The organism is Idiomarina sp. PL1-037 (genome assembly GCF_034422975.1).
In the GTDB taxonomy this organism is placed as follows: Bacteria; Pseudomonadota; Gammaproteobacteria; order Enterobacterales; family Alteromonadaceae; genus Idiomarina.
In genome coordinates, this window is record NZ_CP139873.1 from 2,702,956 (window position 1) to 2,724,233 (window position 21,278).

General features: G+C 48.5%; 20 protein-coding genes. 15 read left to right on the forward strand and 5 right to left on the reverse strand.

Annotation, left to right across the window (positions count from 1 at the left end):
• Nucleotides 1-145 precede the first annotated feature (145 nt).
• Complete coding sequence (locus U0358_RS12720; RefSeq protein WP_317497704.1) at nt 146-2,587, forward strand: bifunctional aspartate kinase/homoserine dehydrogenase II; 2,442 nt, start codon at nt 146-148, stop codon at nt 2,585-2,587.
• Between the two features lie 38 nt (nt 2,588-2,625).
• Here the strand turns inward: U0358_RS12720 and U0358_RS12725 are convergent, their stop codons facing one another.
• On the reverse strand, nt 2,626-5,088 hold the full coding sequence (locus tag U0358_RS12725; RefSeq protein WP_317497705.1) for a penicillin-binding protein 1A: 2,463 nt from the start codon (nt 5,086-5,088) through the stop codon (nt 2,626-2,628).
• A 178-nt stretch (nt 5,089-5,266) separates the two neighbouring features.
• Here U0358_RS12725 and U0358_RS12730 point away from each other — a divergent pair, with 178 nt between their 5' ends.
• The 13 genes from U0358_RS12730 (at nt 5,267) to U0358_RS12790 (ending at nt 17,308) form a co-directional block, all read left to right on the forward strand.
• Nucleotides 5,267-6,091 carry a hypothetical protein gene (locus U0358_RS12730; protein ID WP_322406507.1) on the forward strand — a complete coding sequence of 275 codons (825 nt, stop codon included), beginning with the start codon at nt 5,267-5,269 and terminating at the stop codon, nt 6,089-6,091.
• Entirely contained in the window at nt 6,079-6,615 is a 537-nt protein-coding gene (locus tag U0358_RS12735; RefSeq protein WP_322406508.1) for a hypothetical protein, read from the forward strand. Before U0358_RS12730 ends, U0358_RS12735 begins: the two co-directional genes overlap by 13 nt.
• Complete coding sequence (locus U0358_RS12740) at nt 6,608-7,435, forward strand: hypothetical protein (protein WP_322406509.1); 828 nt, start codon at nt 6,608-6,610, stop codon at nt 7,433-7,435. The genes U0358_RS12735 and U0358_RS12740 overlap by 8 nt, the downstream gene beginning before the upstream one ends.
• Nucleotides 7,432-8,715: a type IV pilus secretin PilQ gene (locus U0358_RS12745; RefSeq protein WP_322406510.1), complete on the forward strand. Its 1,284-nt coding sequence runs from the start codon at nt 7,432-7,434 to the stop codon at nt 8,713-8,715. Before U0358_RS12740 ends, U0358_RS12745 begins: the two co-directional genes overlap by 4 nt.
• A gap of 137 nt (nt 8,716-8,852) precedes the next feature.
• Nucleotides 8,853-9,386: a shikimate kinase AroK gene (gene aroK, locus U0358_RS12750; protein WP_317497710.1), complete on the forward strand. Its 534-nt coding sequence runs from the start codon at nt 8,853-8,855 to the stop codon at nt 9,384-9,386.
• A 17-nt stretch (nt 9,387-9,403) separates the two neighbouring features.
• Nucleotides 9,404-10,477 carry a 3-dehydroquinate synthase gene (gene aroB, locus U0358_RS12755; protein WP_322406511.1) on the forward strand — a complete coding sequence of 358 codons (1,074 nt, stop codon included), beginning with the start codon at nt 9,404-9,406 and terminating at the stop codon, nt 10,475-10,477.
• 45 nt (nt 10,478-10,522) lie between these two features.
• The gene (locus U0358_RS12760; RefSeq protein WP_322406512.1) at nt 10,523-12,115 is read left to right on the forward strand and encodes an AAA family ATPase; all 1,593 of its coding nucleotides are present in this window, start codon (nt 10,523-10,525) and stop codon (nt 12,113-12,115) included.
• An 81-nt stretch (nt 12,116-12,196) separates the two neighbouring features.
• Nucleotides 12,197-13,069, forward strand: a complete 873-nt coding sequence (locus U0358_RS12765; RefSeq protein WP_322406513.1) for a Dam family site-specific DNA-(adenine-N6)-methyltransferase — start codon at nt 12,197-12,199, stop codon at nt 13,067-13,069.
• Entirely contained in the window at nt 13,066-13,518 is a 453-nt protein-coding gene (locus tag U0358_RS12770) for a GNAT family N-acetyltransferase (protein ID WP_322406514.1), read from the forward strand. The genes U0358_RS12765 and U0358_RS12770 overlap by 4 nt, the downstream gene beginning before the upstream one ends.
• The gene (locus U0358_RS12775) at nt 13,515-14,306 is read left to right on the forward strand and encodes a class I SAM-dependent methyltransferase (RefSeq protein WP_322406515.1); all 792 of its coding nucleotides are present in this window, start codon (nt 13,515-13,517) and stop codon (nt 14,304-14,306) included. Before U0358_RS12770 ends, U0358_RS12775 begins: the two co-directional genes overlap by 4 nt.
• A complete protein-coding gene (locus U0358_RS12780) occupies nt 14,290-14,781 on the forward strand; it encodes a peroxiredoxin (protein ID WP_322406516.1) in 492 nt (163 codons plus the stop codon). The genes U0358_RS12775 and U0358_RS12780 overlap by 17 nt, the downstream gene beginning before the upstream one ends.
• A complete protein-coding gene (locus tag U0358_RS12785) occupies nt 14,781-15,962 on the forward strand; it encodes a BaiN/RdsA family NAD(P)/FAD-dependent oxidoreductase (protein ID WP_322406517.1) in 1,182 nt (393 codons plus the stop codon). The genes U0358_RS12780 and U0358_RS12785 overlap by 1 nt, the downstream gene beginning before the upstream one ends.
• A gap of 203 nt (nt 15,963-16,165) precedes the next feature.
• Nucleotides 16,166-17,308 carry a N(5)-(carboxyethyl)ornithine synthase gene (locus U0358_RS12790; RefSeq protein WP_322406518.1) on the forward strand — a complete coding sequence of 381 codons (1,143 nt, stop codon included), beginning with the start codon at nt 16,166-16,168 and terminating at the stop codon, nt 17,306-17,308.
• A 431-nt stretch (nt 17,309-17,739) separates the two neighbouring features.
• On the opposite strand, the gene U0358_RS12795 is transcribed toward U0358_RS12790, so the two are convergent.
• The 4 genes from U0358_RS12795 to U0358_RS12810 form a co-directional block, all read right to left on the reverse strand.
• Entirely contained in the window at nt 17,740-17,964 is a 225-nt protein-coding gene (locus tag U0358_RS12795; RefSeq protein ID WP_317497718.1) for a hypothetical protein, read from the reverse strand.
• Between the two features lie 519 nt (nt 17,965-18,483).
• Nucleotides 18,484-18,669, reverse strand: a complete 186-nt coding sequence (locus tag U0358_RS12800) for a hypothetical protein (RefSeq protein WP_317497719.1) — start codon at nt 18,667-18,669, stop codon at nt 18,484-18,486.
• Between the two features lie 2 nt (nt 18,670-18,671).
• On the reverse strand, nt 18,672-18,857 hold the full coding sequence (locus U0358_RS12805; RefSeq protein ID WP_322406519.1) for a hypothetical protein: 186 nt from the start codon (nt 18,855-18,857) through the stop codon (nt 18,672-18,674).
• Nucleotides 18,858-18,926: 69 nt separating this feature from the next.
• Complete coding sequence (locus U0358_RS12810; RefSeq protein ID WP_322406520.1) at nt 18,927-19,943, reverse strand: hypothetical protein; 1,017 nt, start codon at nt 19,941-19,943, stop codon at nt 18,927-18,929.
• A gap of 303 nt (nt 19,944-20,246) precedes the next feature.
• On the opposite strand from U0358_RS12810, the gene U0358_RS12815 reads away from it, so the two are divergent.
• Nucleotides 20,247-21,275 (forward strand): phospholipase A, encoded by a 1,029-nt coding sequence (locus tag U0358_RS12815; protein WP_317497722.1) that lies wholly within the window; start codon nt 20,247-20,249, stop codon nt 21,273-21,275.
• Nucleotides 21,276-21,278: the final 3 nt, after the last annotated feature.

A 21,278-nucleotide genomic window follows, 5' to 3' on the forward strand; every position in this document is an offset into this window, starting at 1 on the left:
CATAAGTTATAATGAATTGTACCCGAATGAGCGACCCCGTCAAATTTTATCCGTCTAGATGGCTAAAAGTTACTGACATTTGCCTGACAATATTTTAGCCTTAGTAGCAGTTACCTAATTTAAGCGAGTAGTTAAGGAAGGCGGAATGACAACAACTCAGCTCACAGAAGAGCAAAAGCAAGCCGTTGCCGACAGCGTTCAGGTGCATAAGTTTGGTGGCAGCAGTCTTGCCGATGCGTTCTGCTATCGCCGCGTTGCCCGTATTGTAACCGAGTACGCCGGTGCCAGCGACCTAGTCGTCGTTTCCGCAGCCGGAGACACAACCAACCGCATTCTTGCCATTATTAATGCCAAAGCACAGCCGGGCGACACCGCCAGCATTCTGCTCGATCAATTAGAGAGTTTTCAGCAAGGGCTGATCACCGAACTATTAAGCGGTAACTTACAGCAGCAACTGCTGCAACAATCTCAGCAAGATTTCATCCGCTGGCGTCAATGGTTAGAGGGCGACGAAATCATTAACCATAACGCCGAGTTACTGTCCTACGGTGAGCTTTGGTCCGCCCGCTTGTTATCAGCTTTACTGCAAAAACAGGGCACCCGCGCCGACCACATTGATGCCCGGGACTTTTTACTCGCCGCAGATGCCCCTGAGCCCGTTATTCAGGTAGAACACTCTCGTGAAAAGCTATTACAAAGAGTAGCTCCTCACTCGGGCACCCGCTTTATTGTTACTGGCTTTATCGCCCGCGGTTTAAACGGCGAGAGCTTAACTCTGGGGCGTAACGGCAGTGACTATTCAGCGACCTTAGTCGGCAGTCTGCTGGATACACGCCAGGTTACTATCTGGAAAGACGTGGCCGGCGTTTATTCGGCAGACCCGCGTAAAGTTGAGCGCGTAGTCAGCTTACCGACATTAGACTGGACCGAAGCCGAAGAACTAGCGCGTCTTGGCAGCCCGGTTTTGCATCCAAGAACCTTTCAGCCGGTCGACCGCCAGCGCATGGTCATTTCCGTTCGCTCCAGTTTGAAAGTAGAAAATCAGCAAACGCGTATTGGTCAGTTCCAGAATACCCAGCCTCGCGGAAAAGTCTTCACTTCACTGTCTGAGGTGGTGCTCTTTAAGGTTGAGCTGCACGATAAAGCCTTAGTAAAACGTCTGGACGAACTGGAGTTAGAGCCGCTGGTCAGCTGGACCGAGCCGGAGAATCATCAGCAATATCTGGTGTTTCATCAAAACCACTTAGACTACCTGACCGGCTGGTTAGACAGTCTGGGGGCCGGTGACGCCATAACTCAAATTCGCGGCTATTCCATGCTGGCCATTGTCGGTAACCGCATTCAGGAAACCGACCAGTTCTCGACCTTTAAACTGCAACTTTCCGAACAAAAAGTACGACGCTTTGCTCTGACGCAGAGCGGTGACTCTGCTGTTGCTATTCTGGAGCAAAAGCTTGATAACCGTTTACTCAATCGTCTGCACAGCCAATTATTTAACTACCGTCGCAGCCTGGGCGTGCTGGTTATTGGGCGCGGCAACATTGGGACAGCCTGGCTGGAACTGTTCCGCCAGCAGCGTGACCGTATTAATCAAGTGATGGACGTTCGGGTTATGGGCATCGCTAACTCCCGGCGTTTATGGCTGGATTACAATGGCGTAGAGCTCACTCAGTGGGCCGAAGACTTCGACCGCCTGGCACGACCCTATGTACTCACGGAACTGCTGCGCGAGCTACCCAATGCGCCATACGACGAACTGGTGGTGATTGATTTAACCGACGCCCAACAAGTCGCGCAGCTGTATCCCAGCTTGTTCGCAAACGGCCTGCATATTATCAGCGCCAATAAGCGCGCTGGCTCTGCCGACGAGGCGCTGTACCGGGAAATTCGTACCATTCAGCACGAGTACAAGCGCGAATGGCTGTACAACACCACGGTGGGTGCCGGATTACCGCTGAATTATGCCATAAACGACTTGCGTAATTCCGGCGACGAAATTCGCAGTATCTCCGGCATTTTCTCAGGCACCATGTCCTGGCTGTTTGAGAATTTCACCAAAGGAGTCACGTTCAGTTCACTGGTAAAAGAAGCCAAAGAGCGGGGTTACAGCGAGCCTGACCCCCGTGAAGATTTGTCCTGTCAGGACTTGGTGCGTAAGTTACTGATTCTGGCACGCGAAATTGGCTTAAAACTGGACTGGCAGGACATTGAAGTAAAAAGTCTGGTGCCGGAACATTTACGTGACTTGCCACTTAGCGAGTTTATGCAGCGCTTATCGGAACTTGATGAGCCTATGACAGCCATGCTGGACGAAGCGGCTAAAGACGGCAAAGTACCGCGACTGCTGGCCAGCTTTACCGTCAGTGACGAACAAAGAGTTACTGCTCAGGTTGGTATTGAGTACATTCCGGAAGGAGACATGCTGGCTAACTTAATACCCGGTGAAAACATCTTTGTTATCTACACCGACTGGTATTCAGAAATGCCATTAGTTATTAGCGGGCCTGGCGCGGGTAAACACGTTACCGCCGGTGGCGTGCAGTCGGACCTAAATCAGTTACTGAGTAAACTGGCAGTGGGAGCTTAACGCTCCCACTAATTTGTTATTACACAGATTTTATCTGGCTAGAATAAGTCGTCATCATCTTCTTGAAAGATATCGCCATTAGACTGACCGTTATCACGACTGTACTCCGTTGGTTCTGTACCACGTATAAAGTATTCAAACCGCGTGGTGTAGTCACTTTTGTGTGATAACTTTCCACTTTCTAAGTCAATACGGACATTCACCACTCCCGGCGGAATGCCAAAGTCACTCGACGGAAACAATGGCAGTGCTTTTTCCATAAACAAGATCCAGCCTGGCAACGCGGTTTTCGCACCCGCTTCACCGCCGGTGATTGCCTGCTGACTGGAATCAACTTCAGGGTGCTTCGACGTGCGTCCCAGTTTACGGGAAACGTCATCAAACCCCACCCACACAGTTGTCGCAAGGTTTGATGTAAAACCTGAGAACCAAGTATCACGGACATCGTTAGTGGTACCGGTTTTACCGGCAATGTTGCGACCAACAGCTTCATTAATGGGTTTAGAACGCTGAATACGCCAGGACGTACCGTTCCAGCCTGTGCCATTCGCCCAGCTGCCACCGCCCCATACTGCTGAGTTCATTGCCTGCTCAACCAAAAACGCATTTTGCTCGCTAATGATCTGCGGAGCTGGCTTGTCACAGTCAAAACAGGCGCGCAGCGGGTCGGTTTCCTCAATCACGTTGCCGTCGGCGCCTTCAATGCGTTTGATAAAGTAGGGTTCTACCAGAAAACCGCCGTTAGAAAACGCCGCATAAGCACGAGCCACTTGCATGGGGGTCATTGACAAAGAACCCAGAGAAAGCGATTCGTTTTCAGGGATTTTTGAGCGATCGAGACCAAACTTAGCCAAATGATCCGCCACTTTTTTAACCCCCAATTCGCGAATTAAACGCACCGAAACTACGTTCTTGGACTTAGCCAGAGCTTTACGCAAACGGATAGGGCCTTCATAGACTTCCGGCGAGTTTTTCGGTCGCCAGGCTACGCCAGAGCCAGGGTTCCACTGATTAATGGGTGCATCGTTCACCAGCGTAGCCAGGGTTAAACCTTCTTCAAACGCAGCTGAGTAAATCAAAGGTTTAATATTAGAACCTACCTGACGCTCTGCCTGCAACGCACGGTTGTATTGGCTCAGCTGGAAACTGTAACCACCCACAACAGCGGCAACAGCGCCATCGTCCGGGCGCAAAGATACCACTGCAGAACTTGGCTCAGGAATTTGCGCCAGTCGCCATTCGCTGTCGTCATTCACCCGGCGCAGCCAAATAACATGACCCGGTTGCATAATTTCATCTGCGGTTTCCGGTGGCGGTCCCTGGCGTTCCTCGTTCAGATACTCTCGAGCCCAGTGCATCGCTTTCCATGGCAGGGTTAACTTGCCCTCACCCTTAACTAATACCTCAGCCGACTGCTCTCCGACTGCGGTCACAACCGCCGGCGTTACTGCACCAATAACACGCAACTGCTCCAGATACTGTCGTATAGCAGGTTCTTTAACAGGCTCTTCGTTTTTCTCTGCAGACCACAATATGCTGACGGGACCGCGGTAGCCGTGTCGCTCATCATAACTGTGCAGGTTATCCCAGATAGACTGACGCGCAGCCAGCTGTACGTCACTTCTTATGGTTGTGTAAACTTTGTAGCCTTCGTTATAGGCTTTGTCTTCACCATAACGATCCACCATTTCCTGACGCACCATTTCCGCCAGATAAGGCGCATTAACTGTCACTTCGGCACCGTGTCGACGGGCTGTAACGGGTGCATTAGCAGCTTCTTCAAACTCTGCGCGCGTAATTTTCTTTTCATCGAGCATGCGCAATAGCACAACGCGGCGACGCGCTTTAGAGGCGATGGGGTTTGAGATGGGGTTCAGGTTAGATGGCGCTTTAGGCAAACCGGCAATAGTTGCCATTTGCGCCAGCGTCAGTTCGCTTAGCGGCTTACCGTAATACACTTGGGCGGCAGCACCAACACCATGGGCACGGTGGCCAAAGGTAATTTTATTCAGATAAAGCTCAAGAATTTCATCTTTACTCAGCAGCTGTTCAATGTGAACCGCAATAAAAGATTCTTTCACCTTGCGCATCCAGGCCCGATCAAAGCTCAGGAAAAAGTTTCGCGCCAGCTGCATGGTAATGGTACTAGCACCTTCCTGAATTTCACCGGTGGTGAGCAATACGCTAAAGGCACGGGCAACACCAATTGGGTCAACACCAAAATGTTGATAAAAGCGACTGTCTTCGGTTGCCAGAAAAGCATCAATAAGAGGTTGGGGGACGTCTTCTAAGTCCACCGGAATGCGACGTTTTTCACCAAACTGCGAAATCAACTCACCGTCTGCGGTAAACACCTGCATAGGTGTTTGCAAACGCACGTCCCGTAGGGTTTCCACACTGGGTAGCTCGGGCTTAACATATAAGTAAAGGCTACCAACCGTTACCCCGCCAAGAAGAATACACACCAGCAAGGTGTAGATTAGCCGCTTAAACCACTTCAATTATCTGCTCCATGACTTCATTTTATTACGCCAGAACTTAAACCAAAAATTACACCTGAGTGTTGAAACCGAAATTGCCGACATAAATTAGCTCATAAGTCTTACTGACTATTATGGAGGATTTTTGTTCACAACACTACGCTTGCATCTGGCTTTTCTACAATAAGGATATTGTCTAATGTCATTACTTCGGCAACAACCACTTGCTGTGCAAATTAATCGTGAAAACTGTCTGGTTTTACAATTGTCCCGCAGGAGGCGGCATTTTGTTGTCGAACATTTTTCGCAGCAGCACCAGAGCAGTTTAACCGACAAGGGCTTAAAACCAGACAGCATTGTCTCGGCACTGGACTACAGCGCAACCCACTATCAGAAAATTCCGTTAGACAATAACCAGCAAGTTGAAGAGCAATTACTAGAGAAATTACCACCACAATTAAAACGCAATACCGGCATAAGCTACGACTACTGCACTCATAGCCACGGGCAAGAAGCAGAAGCGATTATTGGCCAGCGCTCGGCACTGGAGAATTTATTGGCATTACTGGCACCACTGAAAATGCCGGTGCAGGTGATTGAACCCGTATATCAGTCAGTAGTACGGGCAGCTAATGCGGTATTGCCTTACCTTTGGCCTGACAATACCAAGTTCGAGACCAATATGAAGTGGGTAGTCGTTGATCTCCGTCAGCAACAATCCATTTTGCTTTATTGTAAAAACGGCGTCTTTCAGCGGCTGGACTCTGTCGACACCAACAATTTAGTGAGCTTTTTGCTTAAGGCTCAGCTTTCTCATCAATTCAGCTGGGTAATGAGTTTTGGCGATAAAGCCATTCAGTCGCAACTTGAACGACAACTTTCTAATCAGCAACAACTGAAGCATCTGGCGCTTTCTACGGCGCCCTTTTTCCAGAACAACGTCGCCCCCATTATTTCAGCCCTGGACAACGAGCTAGTACTACTGGGTTTAGCTTTGCGGGGGTTCAGTCAATGGCATCGCTAAACCTGTTGCAGTGGCGGGAACAAAGCGTATGGCTGCGCTACCGCGCACTGCATTGTCTGGGTATTCTCCTGCTGCTTATTATCAGCATTTTATCTGTACAGTGGGTCATTTCTTATGAGAGCTACCTGAGCAACTTAAAGCACCAGCTGGCGGAGCAAAAGCTGGTACTGGAAAAGCAGAACGCTCAACGAAAACGCTGGCAGATTTACCAAAAACAGCAACAGTTGCAAAAGGCCTTTATCCACCGAAAGCATACTAGCCACGAGATGCTCAACGCATTTTACGCTCTGCTTGAGCGAACACGGCACCAATTCCAGCAGCGCGAGCTTTCCTTAAGCCAGTCACAAATGAAGCTCACCGCCATCTACCGGCAGATACAGCAGGTTAATGAACAGTATCTATGGCTGGAAAAGCAGTTAGTAAAACCCGGACTAAGACAGCAACTACTGCCTCAGCAAGGTGTGGTGTTCTCCTACACAAGTCCTCAGAAAAACGTGGACAGCGGAGCTGAACAGAATGGCTGAATCATTTAAAAAACCCTTATGGTTATGGGGCAGCGCTGTTCTGCTTTTCACGGTAGCGGCTATTAGTGTCAGCTACTTTCTTACCGGCTATCAGGCAAGCCAGCTGAATGAGCAGCTTAGGACGCAACAGAAACAACTACAGCAGTCCGTTCCCGGGGTTCCTGAACAAACCGAGCCAGTTTTGACGGAGCATCCAGAAACGGACGTCTCCACTTTATTAACGCAGGCGGCAAGGCAACACAACGTCGACCTTTATTATCAACAAAGCCCGGAAAACGCTGAGCAGTGGCTGGTTGGTGCTAACGGAACTTACCAGAACGCTTTGCGGTTGGTCGCTTCTATCATGCAGGCGCAGCAGGAAATGCGACAGCCGTTCCCGTTTACGCAAACATTAAAGTGGCGGGATACCGGGGAAAACAGTGGCAAATTAAGCTGGCAATTTCTCTGGTTATCGGCTGGCAGCCCAGCGCCCTCAGAACTTAGCGCTCATTCGTTGTTTAAATCAGACTTTCCGGACGTTATCGCAGAGCCTATAAAATGTTTGGGGCAACCTGAGCAACTAAGCGATATTCGAATTAGTGACTGGTCGCTGGTGCAGTTAATTGCTACTCAAACCTCTCCGGTTAAAAAAGCTCTGCTGAAAATACCGAATCAACCACCGCTGACACTCACGGAGAGTAGCTGGATAGCTGACCCACTCATGCAGCTGCAAGACGTTAACGGCGAATACGCCGAATTTAAGCGTTGGCAAAAGCAAGCGGGATGCTGGTCAGCAAAGCCGCTGAAACTCCATTTAACTAAGGACAGTTCCTCACAATGATACCAACACGACTCTCTTTTTATGTCTTTTTACTGCTGGCTACTCTGAGTTTGCAGTTTGTGTCGCCAGTCTATGCAACTGAGAAGAACTGGCAAAGCCTGCTTAGCGAACAGCAGCGCTTACAACCAGTGTCACTCAACACTCGCAAAATGCCACTGCGGGAACTCATACAATTATTAGCGGATCAGCATCAGCTGAACATATTGATGACGGACAACGTGAAAGGTGAGTCCAGCCTGAAACTCAACGGTGTCGCGTGGCAGGACGCGTTTGCAACGTTAATTGAGAGTCATGATCTCGCTATTCGTTTGCAGGGCTCTATGCTGCGCATTGATGTTGCGGGTGAACACCCCACAGATAGCAGCGAGTATCGCTCTATTTTACTCAGCGTTAACTTTGCAAAAGCCAGCGACTTAGCCAAGCTGTTAAAGAACGAGGAGCAGAGCTTTCTCTCACCAAACGGCGCGGTAAGTGTCGACGAACGTACCAATACCCTTATAGTAAGGGACACACCAGAACAGCTGAACTCCATACGTCAGTTAGTTAATGACCTGGATGTGCCGGTTAAGCAGGTGCTGATTGAAGCCCGCATGGTCACCGTAAAAGCGAATGTCAGTAAAGAGCTAGGCATTCGCTGGGGCGTTTCGGAATACGGTCTGGCGATACCCGAGGACGCAGGCAGTTTTGTTAAAGGCATGCAGGTAGACCTGCCTACCGCCGCACCCGCCGGTACTTTTTCTGCCAATTTGGCGCGGCTGAGTGACGATATTCTGCTGGATCTCGAACTCACTGCGCTGGAGCAGGAGAACAAAGCAGAAATTATTACCAGCCCAAAAATTTTCACGTCGAACCAACAGCCCGCTTACATAGAGCAAGGCACCGAAATACCTTATGTTGAAACCGCCGCACATGGTGCTACCGCCGTGCAGTTTAAAAAAGCGGTTATGGGCTTAAGCGTTACGCCGCAAATTACGCCCAATAACCATGTTTTAATGGAATTGACCATTACTCAGAACACGCGCGGCGATACCGTTGCCACCCCAACCGGCCCCGCTGTTGCTATCGACACTCAGGAAATGTCGACTCGGGTGCTGGCAAAAAATGGAGAAACTATCGTTCTGGGCGGAATCTTTCAGGAACATAACTTGAATGATGACAGTCGCGTCCCCATCTTAGGGACGCTGCCATTAATCGGGAAATTGTTCTCTCATCAGCAGCAACGCGATGAAAAGCGGGAACTTATGATTTTTGTAACACCAACGATATTGCCACAAAGTTAGTCCAAAAGCCGATTACTATTGCTAAAGTGGGCTCAAGTTGCGATAATCGCGCTTCTTTTCGTTGGGTTGGGGGACGTCTCCAGACACTCCGGATTCGTGAGTTACAGCTAATTTTAACCAATGATGTAAGCAGGAATATGGCTGAGAAACGTAATATTTTTCTTGTTGGGCCCATGGGGGCTGGCAAAAGTACGATTGGCCGTCAAATCGCCAGACAATTACATTTAGAGTTCTACGACTCAGATTCTGAAATTGAGCGCCGTACCGGTGCCGAAATCAGTTGGGTGTTCGAGCTCGAAGGTGAAGAAGGCTTTCGTGCACGCGAAGAAAAAGTGATCGAAGAGCTTACCGAAAATATGGGCATCGTCTTAGCGACAGGTGGCGGCTCGGTCATGAGCAAAGAAAGCCGTAATCGGTTATCGGCTCGGGGTGTGGTAGTGTATTTAAAAACCCCTATCGAGAAGCAGTTGGCTCGTACTCAGCGTGATAAGCGCCGGCCTCTAATTGCCGAAGCTGAAGACCCACGCAAAGTGCTTGAAGAGCTGGCACAAGAGCGCGATCCTTTGTACGAAGAAATTGCCGATATCACGGTGCAAACCGATGAGCAAAGTGCAAAATTCGTCGTCAACGACATTATCGATCAACTCGAATCTATTACCGGACTCGGGTAAGATTAGGGGCTGCGTTCATGGCTGAGGTTAACGTCTCTTTAGGTGAACGCAGCTACACTATCTACATTGGTAACGCCCTGTTACCCAACTATGTAGAGCGCCTTCCGCACACACTTAATCAACAACTGCTGGTCATCACCAACCCGACCATTAGTCAGTACTACCTTAAGCCGTTATTAAAAAGCCTTGCCGGTCACCAGGTGAAAGTGTTTGAAATGCGCGATGGCGAGCAGTTCAAAAGCCTGGACAGCTACGCCGAGGCCATGGATATTCTGATAGACGCAGGCTTTAACCGCGACTGTGGCATCATTGCCTTAGGCGGCGGCGTGGTAGGTGATTTAGCCGGTTTTGTGGCGTCAACGTTTCAACGCGGTGTCGACTTTTACCAAATTCCGACCACGTTATTGTCGCAAGTTGACTCATCCGTGGGCGGGAAAACAGCGGTGAATCACCCCCAGGGCAAAAACCTGATTGGCGCTTTTTATCAGCCTAAGTCTGTGGTCATTGATATTGACTGCCTGCAAACCCTTACCGAACGTGACTACCGTAGCGGTTTAGCCGAAATCGTAAAATACGGTGTTATCTACGACGCCGACTTTTTCCAATGGCTGGAACAACATACCGAAGAATTAAATCAGCAAGACCCGGCCGCACTGACCTACGCTATTCAACGCAGTTGCGAAATTAAAGCCGACGTTGTGGCGTTAGACGAGCGCGAGAAAGGCCTGCGGGCATTGCTGAATTTAGGCCACACCTTTGGCCACGCCATTGAAGCCGCCACCGAATACGGCGCCTGGACACACGGCGAGGCTGTAGCTGCTGGCATTATAATTGCATCTAAGCTGTCAGAAGTGACACAGCGGCTCAATTCGTCAGATTTTCGACGCATTAAAGATTTACTGCTGGCACTTAGCTTGCCAACAAAGGGGCCACAAATGCCCTGGCAGGACTGGTTAGATTACATGCAGCGCGATAAAAAAGTAAAAGACGGTCAGCTGCATTTTGTTCTTCCGGTTGCTATTGGTCAGGCTGAAGTTGTCAGTACTGTAGAACACAATACCGTTGCTGCTGTGATCACTGAATGTTGCTAACGCCTGGGCGTTATCTCTATTCGGCTGACAGACAGGAACAGACAGATGCAAGCACTTGCAAGCCCACAACATATTGTTGCCGCGCCGGTAAAAACCAAACCGAGCCAACAGCAGGTTATTGACCAGCTGCACGAGCAGTGCCAGCAGAGCGTGTCGCTTATTATGCTGCACGGTAAAGAAGGCAGCGGCAAAACCACCATTGCTGAAGTCTTTCTTGAACAAGCGTCAGAATACGCTGAAGTCGCTTTTATCAGCGCCAACGAGCGTTCCACCAATGACCGGCTCCGCGCCCAAATTCTGAACCAACTGTTCGGTACTATCAGCATTAACGACGAGTCGTTAAGTCGCCAAATTCAACGCCAGCGCCCGCTAAAGCACGCCATTGTTGTTATTGATAACGGTGAACAGCTGTCCGAAAGCTTTATGGCCGAATGCATTTCTACCGTTACCCAACTGAGTGCCATTGGTCAGCGCACCAGCATTATTATTACCGGCGACAGTCGCTGGGCTCAGCAGCAGCGTCCGGCACCACACCTGCGTGTGCAGGGACCAACTATGATAGAAGTTCAGCCGCTTAGCCATGACGAGCAAATTCGCTTTGTGCAGGCTTTATTGCCAGAAAAACAACGCAGCTTCTGGAATCTGGAACGCATTCAGCAATTTTTAAATTCCATTCATGGGTTTCCCGGTGAAATTCAGCAACGTCTGCAATTTACTCTGACCACTCAGGCTGCCCGTTATCGCGATACCACGACAGACGAGAATTCCGACAAGAATGCCGACGGTAAAGACGCTAGCGAGCAGAGCAAAGCAAAACATAGCCCGGAACAAAGCAACCGTCGGAAAATGCGCCTTTGGCCCATTATTTTAGTTACAGTGGTTATTAGTCTGGCTTTTGCCGGCTTTTTGAATAAAGAGCAGTTAACCGCCTATTGGCAGCAAGTGAATCCTGAATCACCGGCACCAGCAGAAACAACCGCCGGAAACGCTGCAAATAACACGGCAGAGAGCGCGGCTGAAACAACAGCAGAAGCAACAGAGCAAGCCGCCAGCCTGCCAAGTTTTGAGCCTTTAACCGAGCGCTCTTTAGAACTGGTTCCTGCAGAATTAGCGGCGTCTTACCGCAATGCGTTAGGCACATTAAACACCGTCGCGGCCTCTGAAATTACAGAGGGCGAAATTTCGCTGGGCTTTATTAAAAAACAACAGCCACAGGAAGCCGAGCCTGTTGGTTCATCTGACCAACCGTCCGCAGCTGAGTCGGGCATTGATACCGTTGTAGCCGAGCCGGAACCGGAAGTTCAAGCAGAACAACCTAAGCCGCAACCGCAGCAGCCCCAACGTGCGCTACCGTTCCAGACCCAATGGGCGCTGGATCAGAGCTCCGGTAACTATACGCTGCAAATCAGCATTATCAGCGACCCGCAGCTACTGCGCGATTTCCGTAACGACTACGACATAGCCGGAAATACCCAGGTTTATCAGCGCGCCGACCAACGTTATGTGGTTATTTTTGGCAGCTACCCCGGCATTGAGCAAGCACGTGCAGCCGCCACGCAGTTGCCAGCTGAAGTACAGCAAATGGAACCCTGGGCTAAGTCGTTTGCCAGTGTACAAAGCGACATTAATAGCCAGTAGCCGGACGAATCACACAGTCAGCAATTTTCATCCCCCGGCCTTTGGGTTACAATCCGCAAAGGATAAACCAACGGCCGGCGCATGAAGAAGAATCGGGCATTTTTAAAATGGGCAGGCGGTAAGTACTCACTTATCGAGCCGATAACAGCACGCTTGCCGCAAGGTAAAAAGCTCATCGAGCCTTTTGTGGGCGCCGGTTCAGTCTTTCTGAATACCGACTACGACAGCTACCTGCTTAACGACATTAATCAGGACCTCATTACCCTGTATCAGTTTGTGAAGCGCCGTCCGAAAACTTTTATTCAGGACGCCCGCAAACTCTTCGTTGATCGTAACAACCAGGCCGACGCTTATTACGCCCTGCGCGCCGCCTTTAATGCCAGCAGCGACCCTTACTTTCGCTCTTTGCTTTTTTTATATATGAACCGCCACGGCTACAACGGCCTGTGTCGCTATAACAGCAAAGGCATTTTTAACGTGCCCTTTGGTGACTACCGCAAACCCTATTTCCCGGAAAAAGAGCTCGAACACTTTGCCGAGAAAGCGCGCAAGGCTAAGTTTATTTGCCGCCCGTTTGAGCAGGTATTTCGCCGCGCGCGACAAGGCGATGTAATTTATTGCGACCCGCCCTACGCACCGCTGGACCAGAGCTCTAACTTTACCAGCTACGCCACCGGTGGCTTTGGCCTGACCGATCAGGACGAGTTAGCTCGCCGAGCGGTACAGGTTGCAAAAAAACGCCACATTCCGGTACTGATCAGCAACCACGACACCGACCTCACCCGCGCCTTGTACAAGCACGCTGATATCAGCAGCTTGTCGGTTTCGCGCAGCATCAGTCAAAAAGGCGACGGTCGCAAACCTGTAGCCGAGCTGTTGGCCTTGTATGATAGCGAAGTCAATAAAAGTAACGTGGTTTCTCTTAGCAACTCATTGAAGAAAGTAGGCACATGAACTGGCACTTAAAAGCATTTAACGACCTTTCTCTGCATGATCTCTACGACTTACTGAAACTTCGGCAGGAAGTTTTCGTGGTAGAGCAAATCTGTCCATACCTGGACGCCGACGGTGCAGATGAGCAGGCCTTACATTTGTACGCCCGCAATGAGGCTGACGAGATGATCGCCTACGCCCGGCTATACCTGGCCACCGCGGACACCGGCTATTCACGTATTGGCCGAGTGATAACGCACGAAAAAGTGCGAGGTCAGAAGCTGGGTGTTGAAGTTATGCAGCGCAGCATCGACTATCTTGAAGAGTATGCCCCCAAAGCCCCAATTCGGGTAGGCGCACAGGTTTATCTGCTGAAGTTCTACCAAAGCTTTGGCTTTGAGGCCATCAGCGAAGAGTATCTGGAAGACGATATTCCACACATTGATATGCAACGCAAGGCTGCGCAGTGACAACTACGGCTCGGGTTCCCATTCTTGCAGACAGCGATGCTGAAACCGCTGCAGCAAAGGCTATCGCCAAGCGTTGGGGCCTCCCGTCGGAAGCCACGAATAATGACGTTTTTCAACTTTGTCTGACCGACAACGTACTGGCTCTTAACTGGCTGGGGAGCCCGCAAAAAATGTCGCCTTTAGTGGTCGACTTTCATCAGGGCAAAGCGGCCTACCGTGCTCAGAACACACAGTTAAAAAACGAAGCTATTGCTAAAGCAGTTGGTGTCACCGGGCAGTTTAAACCATCGGTTGTCGACGGAACCGCCGGCCTGGGGCGAGACGCCTTTGTACTGGCCGGTCTGGGCTGTGACGTACAGTTAATTGAACGTCACCCGGTTGTAGCTGCTTTGCTCGATAACGGCCTGCACAGAGCCCAACAAGAAGCCGACTTCATTGGTGAAACCTGCCAGCGAATGCATTTAATCGGTACTGACAATTTATATACGGGTAAAGGCTTCACCCATGAGCCTGACGTGGTTTATTTAGACCCCATGTACCCAAAAACCGGCAAGCAAAAGGCCCAGGTAAAAAAAGACATGCAAATGTTCCAGCAGTTGGTGGGCAGTGACGAAGACGCCGATACCCTGCTGGAACCCGCCATCGCCCTGGCCAAATACCGAGTCGTAGTTAAGCGCCCGAACAGCGCACCTTTTCTGGCCGGGCGTGAACCAAACAGTCAAATTAAGAGTAAAAAACATCGCTTTGATGTTTATATAAAACGAGGTTTTCATGAGTCAGCAAATTAAAGAAGGCGATAAAATTCCATCAGGTTCACTGACCAGCAAAGGTGATCTTGGCATTCAGAACTACGACCCGGCAGAGATATTTGCCAAAGGCACACACGTACTGTTTTCAGTCCCTGGCGCCTTTACTCCGACCTGTTCGGAGAAACATCTGCCCGGCTACGTAGAACACGCCGATGCATTAAAAGAAGCAGGTGTTCTGAGCATTAATTGTGTGGCCGTAAACGACGCCTTTGTTATGAAGGCCTGGGGCGAGTCGCTAGGGATCGGAGAAAAGGTTCGGTTATTGTCCGACGGCAATGGCGCGTACAACCAGATAATGGGCCTTAGCATGGACACCGGCAACTTCGGTGGTATACGTTCTAAGCGCTACGCGATGATCATCACCGACGGCAAAGTCAAAGGCGTGTTTGTAGAAGAGGACAAGTCCTTTGAAGTAAGCAAAGCCGAGTACATACTGAAGCAGTTGCAAAAATAATGTCGAAGTGGGATGTGATTATTATTGGTGCCGGCGCGGCGGGGCTGCATTGCGCCGCCCATGCCGCACAGCGCGGTAAGTCGGTGCTGGTATTGGATCACGCCAAGCAGGCAGGTAAGAAAATTCTGATTTCCGGTGGCGGTCGCTGCAATTTCACCAATATGTACACCGGCCCCGAGAATTTTCTGTCTTCCAACCCGCATTTTTGCAAGTCGGCACTCAGCCGCTATACCCAATGGGACTTTATTGGCCTGGTGGCTGAATACGGCATTGCCTACCACGAAAAAACCTTAGGCCAGTTGTTTTGCGACGACTCCGCCAAAGACATTGTGCGCATGCTGATGAGCGAATGCGACCGGCACGGCGCCAAAGTTCAGTTACGCACCGAGATTGTGTCGGTAGACTACGACGACAACTACCGCATTGAAACCAACCGCGGCGACTATAGCTGCGACAAACTGGTTATTGCCTGTGGTGGGTTATCTATGCCCAAATTGGGCGCCACCCCGTTGGGGTATCAAATTGCCGAACAGTTTGGGCATTCCATTGTGCCGGTACGCGCCGGTTTAGTGCCTTTTACCCTGCAGGATGACGAGAAAGCGCGCTTTGCCGAGCTTTCCGGCGTAGCTGTACCCGTAAGCGCAGAAGCCCACGACGGTTATTTCCGTGAAGCCATGCTGTTTACCCACCGCGGCGTCAGCGGTCCTGCTATTTTGCAGGTTTCCTCCTACTGGCTGCCCGGCGAAGCCGTGACCATTAACCTGCTGCCCGACTTAGACGCTTTTGAGTGGCTGAAAACGCAACAGCAGCAACAACCCAAAACCCAACTCAATACCGTATTGCAGCAACACTTCCCCAAACGAGTGGTGACCGCATTAGCAGAGCACCACCAATGGCCGCTGAGCAATAAGCTGGCCGATACCTCGAACGCCCAGTTTCAGGCCATAGCCGACAACCTTAACCGCTGGCAGCTAAAACCCAACGGCACCGAAGGCTACCGCACCGCCGAAGTCACTCTAGGCGGCGTAAACGTCGACGAAGTTAGCTCCAAAACCATGGAAAGCCAGAAACAACCTGGCCTGTACTTTATTGGCGAAGTGCTGGACGTAACCGGCTGGTTGGGAGGATTCAACTTTCAGTGGGCGTGGAGTAGTGGTTTTGCTTGTGGGTCGGAGTTGTAGGTAGGTTGCTCTTAATATTCAGATAGAAAACCCGAACTGTGTTACACTCTCAGCATAGCTTTTTTAGGTTCACAAGCTCCAGTCTTCTCGCATTTACAATCAAAACCTATTCTCCACATCAAAGTACCTGCACATTTCATTCTCGCTTGCAGTAAGAATTGCCAACCACTGTTGGTTCAAACGCTCAAGCACGAGGCAATACCATGAATATGACTTCACTAGGCGTTATTGGCAGCTCTAAAAAGGAAGATGAACGGCGCGTGCCGATACATCCGGAACATTTATCGAGGCTCCCCGAAAAAATACGTAAGCAACTCATTTTTGAAACAGGCTATGGCGAACGCTTTGGTATTGATGATGCTGAACTCGCGGCTCAGGTGGGCGGATTGGCATCAAGAGACGAGTTATTAGAAACCATGAACACGGTTGTTATCGCCAAACCAGTACTTGCCGATTTTGAGCAATTGCGGATCGGCGGCGTACTCTGGGGTTATCCTCATTGCACACAACAACGGGAAGTCACCCAGATTGCCATTGATAGAAAACAGACTTTAATCGCTTTTGAAGATATGTATGTCTGGGGCCCCCAAGGCCAGGTTGGCCGCCATACATTCTATAAAAATAATGAGATGGCGGGATATTGCGGGGTGATCCATGCGCTCCAGCTTAAGGGCATAGACGGCCATTATGGTAATCAGCGTAAAGCGCTTATCTTCAGTTTTGGTGCTGTCAGTCGTGGGGCTATTTATGCACTCAAAGCCCATGGCTTTCGCGATATTACTATCTGCATTCAGCGACCTGATCATGAGGTCCGTGAAGAAGTCCTCGATTGTCATTATGTTTGGTTAAGAGCAGGCGCTGCCGGTCAAGCAAGAATGATGGTGGTTGAACATGACGGTACAGAAAGGCCACTGTGTGATTTGATCAGCGAATCGGGGCTCATTATCAATGGCATCTATCAAGACACCAACCACCCTATCGACTTTGTCATCGAACAAGAAAAAGCTTGTCTCAAACCGGGTTGTTTGATTATTGATGTCAGTTGTGACGAAGGTATGGGTTTTTATTTTGCTAAACCAACCACCTTTAAAAATCCCATGTTTCAAGTCGAAAAAGTGGATTACTACGCCGTTGACCATACGCCCAGCTATTTTTGGGAAAGTGCCTCACGCTCCATTTCCGCCGCATTGGTGTTCCATTTACCGGCAATAGCCGCAGGACCGGATGGCTGGCAGCAAAATGAAACCATACGTCGGGCCATCAATATTGATAAAGGCGTCATTCAAAAACCAGATATTCTGGCTTATCAAAACCGCCAACAGGCTTACCCACACCTGCCAATTTAGTGGCTCCAAGCCCATTTATTTGGGCTTCCAAATGGAGCTGTTTTGATGATCCGTTTTTCGCTCATAGCGGACGAGTATAGACGATACCAACTTATGAGCTCTTCGATACTTCAGCGGCGGTGGTAGCGTCGCACCCTTTAACCGGCAAAGAGAAAATAGAGGAAGCTAAAAATAGCGACTGAACCTACAAAAAACATTACAGTTAAAAATTTTGACTGGGTTATTGATCTGAAAAAAGCAATGACAGTCGAGGCTCCGGTTACTCCAAGAGTATAATTAACAGCGTCTTCATGGTCTCTTCGTTTCATCTATTTCTCGTGTTAAATATCCTCAATACTTTTAATAATACTAGCGCCACCGTAACGACTTTCTAACTCTGATAGACAGTCAGAAAAACTGAAGACCGGACAATGTCAAAGCCGAAATATTTCTTAATTATTCTCCGCTTCAAGTGCTTTCCGTTTTCTATAAGGCATAATTAAAAGCCGCCAGACCCAATAGCCAGTTGCTAGCGCATACAGCACATTTTTGCCAAGAAACATCAAGTCAAAACCGGTATCTAACCAGTAACGAGCAATGTCAATAATTGCCACTACAAAAAGCACTGAGCAAACAACAGCAAGTAATAAGAGAATTGATTCTTTCAAATAAGACACTGCGGCACACCTAGGTTACTTACAAAATATTAACTACGATAATTTCCCTAACACAGAAAGGCAAATCAGCGCGTAGCAATATTTTGGGGAAGGTCAAAGTCTATAAATTAGGTATTAACGTCCGCTCTTGGCATCAAAAAGTTAGTCCAGTTTGAGCGAAGTTAAAGATGCAAGACGACTCAAATCAGCAATATTAGACGTTTCATTATTGTGTTTTTTACATTAATCTTTTAATGTCAATGACATAGTAAAATTTGATATTGCGCGTCCACTCGGTTCCTGCGTTTGGTTAACTACTGGAGACTGATGAGTTTTACTTCGTAGTGATGTCAGGTTTTGTGTATTAAAAACGCCATTGCAAAGACAGTGGCTCAAAAGGATCCCCCTTATGTTAGAAGTGATATTACTAACGGCCTTTGTCATAGCTTCGGTGTTTGTATCCTATTTTTTTATGTTCGATAAAACACCTTTCAAACAGAAGAAAAAGTAGAACTGAATATTTAGCGTCCTAAATAAAATCTAACTTTCACCAGACGAAGCCTTTTTTAATGCTCCGCCCATTGAAGCGGACATTATTCCAAATACGACAGCTTCATTAGAAATAAACCTAAGAGCTGGAAAACTATCCAACAAAAAAGTCACAACCAGAGAAAGTACCAAGCCCAAGGCTGAGTACGTTAACCAAATTTTCTTAGTATTGCTCATAGCTAGATTCCTTTTCCACTAATTTTTTCAACAGCATTTTTTATTTGTCGAGATCGTCTCTTGCTTTCTTCATCAATAATGCCGACCTTTTCGTCTTCGAATAGTGTAATCACACCAAAAGTAATTAGAAAGTTTCCAGCCACAACCATCCAAGTAGGTGATTCACAAATACTAAAAAATTTTTCCATTCACCATCTAAAAAATCAAGGCACATGCTACAACCTCGTTACATAATAAAGTTTTTGAAAATTAGTATTTTAAACCAACTCCAGGATGTCGCTGTGCACACCGGCTGCAGTAACAACGCGACCTGCTCCTGGTCCCTGAATGACTAATGGGTTATCTAAGTATTGCTGGCTCTTAATTGTAAAACTGGCATTTCCAGGCGGTAAGTTAGCGTAAGAGCTGGAACTCTTAATCTCCTGAAGGCCGGCACTACCCTCAATATCGCCATTTTTTCGGATAACAACGCGTCCTAAGTAATGGTAACGCGGCGCGTCACCAACCAAATCATCAAGCAGGTTCACCTCTTGCCAAAATTCATCCAGTGACACTTCACGTAATGCGGGAGGAACTAGATTTTGTACTTTGATGTCAGCCAGTTCCAGCTTCCAGCCAGCTTCACGCGCCAGAATAAGTAGCTTCCGGGCAACATCAATCCCGCTTAAATCAATCCGAGGATCAGGTTCTGTCATACCTGCGTCAGATGCCTTCTTAAGCCACTCAGAGAATCTGTCGCCACGCTTAAACTGTTGAAATATCCAAGACAAAGAACCTGAAAGGTTTCCCTCTAGATGTAAAATTTGATCATGGCAAGCTCGCCGTTCACGGATAGCTTTTTGCACGGGTAACCCTGCACCTACTGTCGTATTATAAAGCCACCGCCGATCATACTTTCGTAGCGACTCCAGTAAAACGTCATAAGAGCTCTGAGTGCTGGATCCCGCGTACTTATTTGCACTAATAATATCAGCGCCCATCGCGACCCAATTTGGGTAATAGCCGCTTACCGCTTCAGAAGCAGTAACATCAACCACCGCGACTGAATCCCCCGTAGCAAGCACCTTGCTAATGGACTCAGTAACTTCTTCTAACCCCTTACCCGAATCCTCCTGGGGTATCTGATCTAACAGTGAAACACCTTCTCGCACGCTCTGCATTCCTTTCGAGTTAGTCAGGGCGTGCACAGAAACCGATAAAGGAAGATGAGGTGCAAATTGCTCAAGCCAACATTTTCCAATGTTGCCAGTACCAACAAAAATAAGTTTAAGCATATAAGTTCTCCTGGAGAAGTCTTTATGCGAGCTTAACACTAGGATATTTAGATTTCTAGACGTCTAAACGTCCTTTTTTATTTTGTGGGGTAGGCGAGCGCCCGACAACGAGCAGCCGCCTTTTTGTCCTTCCGATGAGGCCTATGAATACGATATAACTCAGTACAACCTAGTGGTCTTTCGGCTAATTTATCCATTGTTCGTAATTTTTTAATTTATTCAGGCTCTACTTTGTAAACGTGTGATCTATAATCGCCTAGTAAGCTATAATACAAAGATTGTTAATAAAGGAAGCTTGCGCTTATGAAAAAATGGATCTGGATAATTGCATCGGGAATTACCGCACTAGCAGCGGTTAATGTCCAGGCGCAAGAACTGTCTGATATGCAGCAATGTCTGCTGGATGAAATGAACAATACGAAGGCTGACACCACTATTGCCGACGTAAGGTCTGAATGCGAGCAGAAACTTCGCTCTGCTGACGACGAAGACATTGTTGAAGTGGATGCTGTAGCAGAACCTGGCGCGTTAACTAGCCGAATGAGAAGCGAAGAAGTCACCCAGTTTGACCCTTACGTATTAACGCCGCATCGTCGTAATTATTTATTGCCTGTTATTACGACTAATAATATTAACCGAAAGGAATACGCAGATGTGGATGGGTACGAACAAAGCCTCGAAGACTACGAAGCGAAATTCCAGATCAGTTTTAAAATACCATTTAACGAAGAAAGCCTGCTGTTTGAAGAGGATAAACTGTTCTTCGGCTTAACCGTGCAATCCTGGTGGCAAGTTTATTCTGATAATATTTCCAAACCATTCCGCGAAACCAACTACATGCCCGAAATATTTTATGCCACACCAACAGGTTGGCATCCTTTTGGTACTAATACAGCACTGGTTTTTGGTTTAGAGCATTTGTCCAACGGGCGCAGCCAGCCGCTGTCACGAAGCTGGAACCGCGGTTATATGCAATTTGTGGTAGAAAAAGGTCGCTTTGTTTTCTCGCTAAAACCCTGGCTACGGTTTCAGGAAGACCCAAAAACAGAGCCTATGCAATCTAGTGGTGACGACAACCCGAATATTACCGACTACGTGGGTGACTATGAATTCACCACCGCCTATAACGATGGTGACTTCGAGTACATTCTCAGGCTTCGTCATGCCATAGATACCGGAAGAGGGTCAGCAGAACTTAACTGGACCTTCCCCATAGGCGGGAAGTTTATTGGCTATACCTCAATTTTCACCGGTTACGGAGAAAGCTTGGTTGATTACAATCACAAACAGACTCGTTTTGGTATCGGTATAGCCTTAAACAACATTCTATAAGAA

Bases quoted from the DNA above. Each gene is read 5' to 3' on its own strand.
- U0358_RS12720 (WP_317497704.1), top strand. From the start codon at position 146: ATGACAACAACTCAGCTCACAGAAGAGCAAAAGCAAGCCGTTGCCGAC.
- U0358_RS12730 (WP_322406507.1), top strand. From the start codon at position 5,267: ATGTCATTACTTCGGCAACAACCACTTGCTGTGCAAATTAATCGTGAA.
- U0358_RS12735 (WP_322406508.1), top strand. From the start codon at position 6,079: ATGGCATCGCTAAACCTGTTGCAGTGGCGGGAACAAAGCGTATGGCTG.
- U0358_RS12740 (WP_322406509.1), top strand. From the start codon at position 6,608: ATGGCTGAATCATTTAAAAAACCCTTATGGTTATGGGGCAGCGCTGTT.
- U0358_RS12745 (WP_322406510.1), top strand. From the start codon at position 7,432: ATGATACCAACACGACTCTCTTTTTATGTCTTTTTACTGCTGGCTACT.
- aroK (WP_317497710.1), top strand. From the start codon at position 8,853: ATGGCTGAGAAACGTAATATTTTTCTTGTTGGGCCCATGGGGGCTGGC.
- aroB (WP_322406511.1), top strand. From the start codon at position 9,404: ATGGCTGAGGTTAACGTCTCTTTAGGTGAACGCAGCTACACTATCTAC.
- U0358_RS12760 (WP_322406512.1), top strand. From the start codon at position 10,523: ATGCAAGCACTTGCAAGCCCACAACATATTGTTGCCGCGCCGGTAAAA.
- U0358_RS12765 (WP_322406513.1), top strand. From the start codon at position 12,197: ATGAAGAAGAATCGGGCATTTTTAAAATGGGCAGGCGGTAAGTACTCA.
- U0358_RS12770 (WP_322406514.1), top strand. From the start codon at position 13,066: ATGAACTGGCACTTAAAAGCATTTAACGACCTTTCTCTGCATGATCTC.
- U0358_RS12780 (WP_322406516.1), top strand. From the start codon at position 14,290: ATGAGTCAGCAAATTAAAGAAGGCGATAAAATTCCATCAGGTTCACTG.
- U0358_RS12785 (WP_322406517.1), top strand. From the start codon at position 14,781: ATGTCGAAGTGGGATGTGATTATTATTGGTGCCGGCGCGGCGGGGCTG.
- U0358_RS12790 (WP_322406518.1), top strand. From the start codon at position 16,166: ATGAATATGACTTCACTAGGCGTTATTGGCAGCTCTAAAAAGGAAGAT.
- U0358_RS12800 (WP_317497719.1), bottom strand. From the start codon at position 18,669: ATGAGCAATACTAAGAAAATTTGGTTAACGTACTCAGCCTTGGGCTTG.
- U0358_RS12805 (WP_322406519.1), bottom strand. From the start codon at position 18,857: ATGGAAAAATTTTTTAGTATTTGTGAATCACCTACTTGGATGGTTGTG.
- U0358_RS12810 (WP_322406520.1), bottom strand. From the start codon at position 19,943: ATGCTTAAACTTATTTTTGTTGGTACTGGCAACATTGGAAAATGTTGG.
- U0358_RS12815 (WP_317497722.1), top strand. From the start codon at position 20,247: ATGAAAAAATGGATCTGGATAATTGCATCGGGAATTACCGCACTAGCA.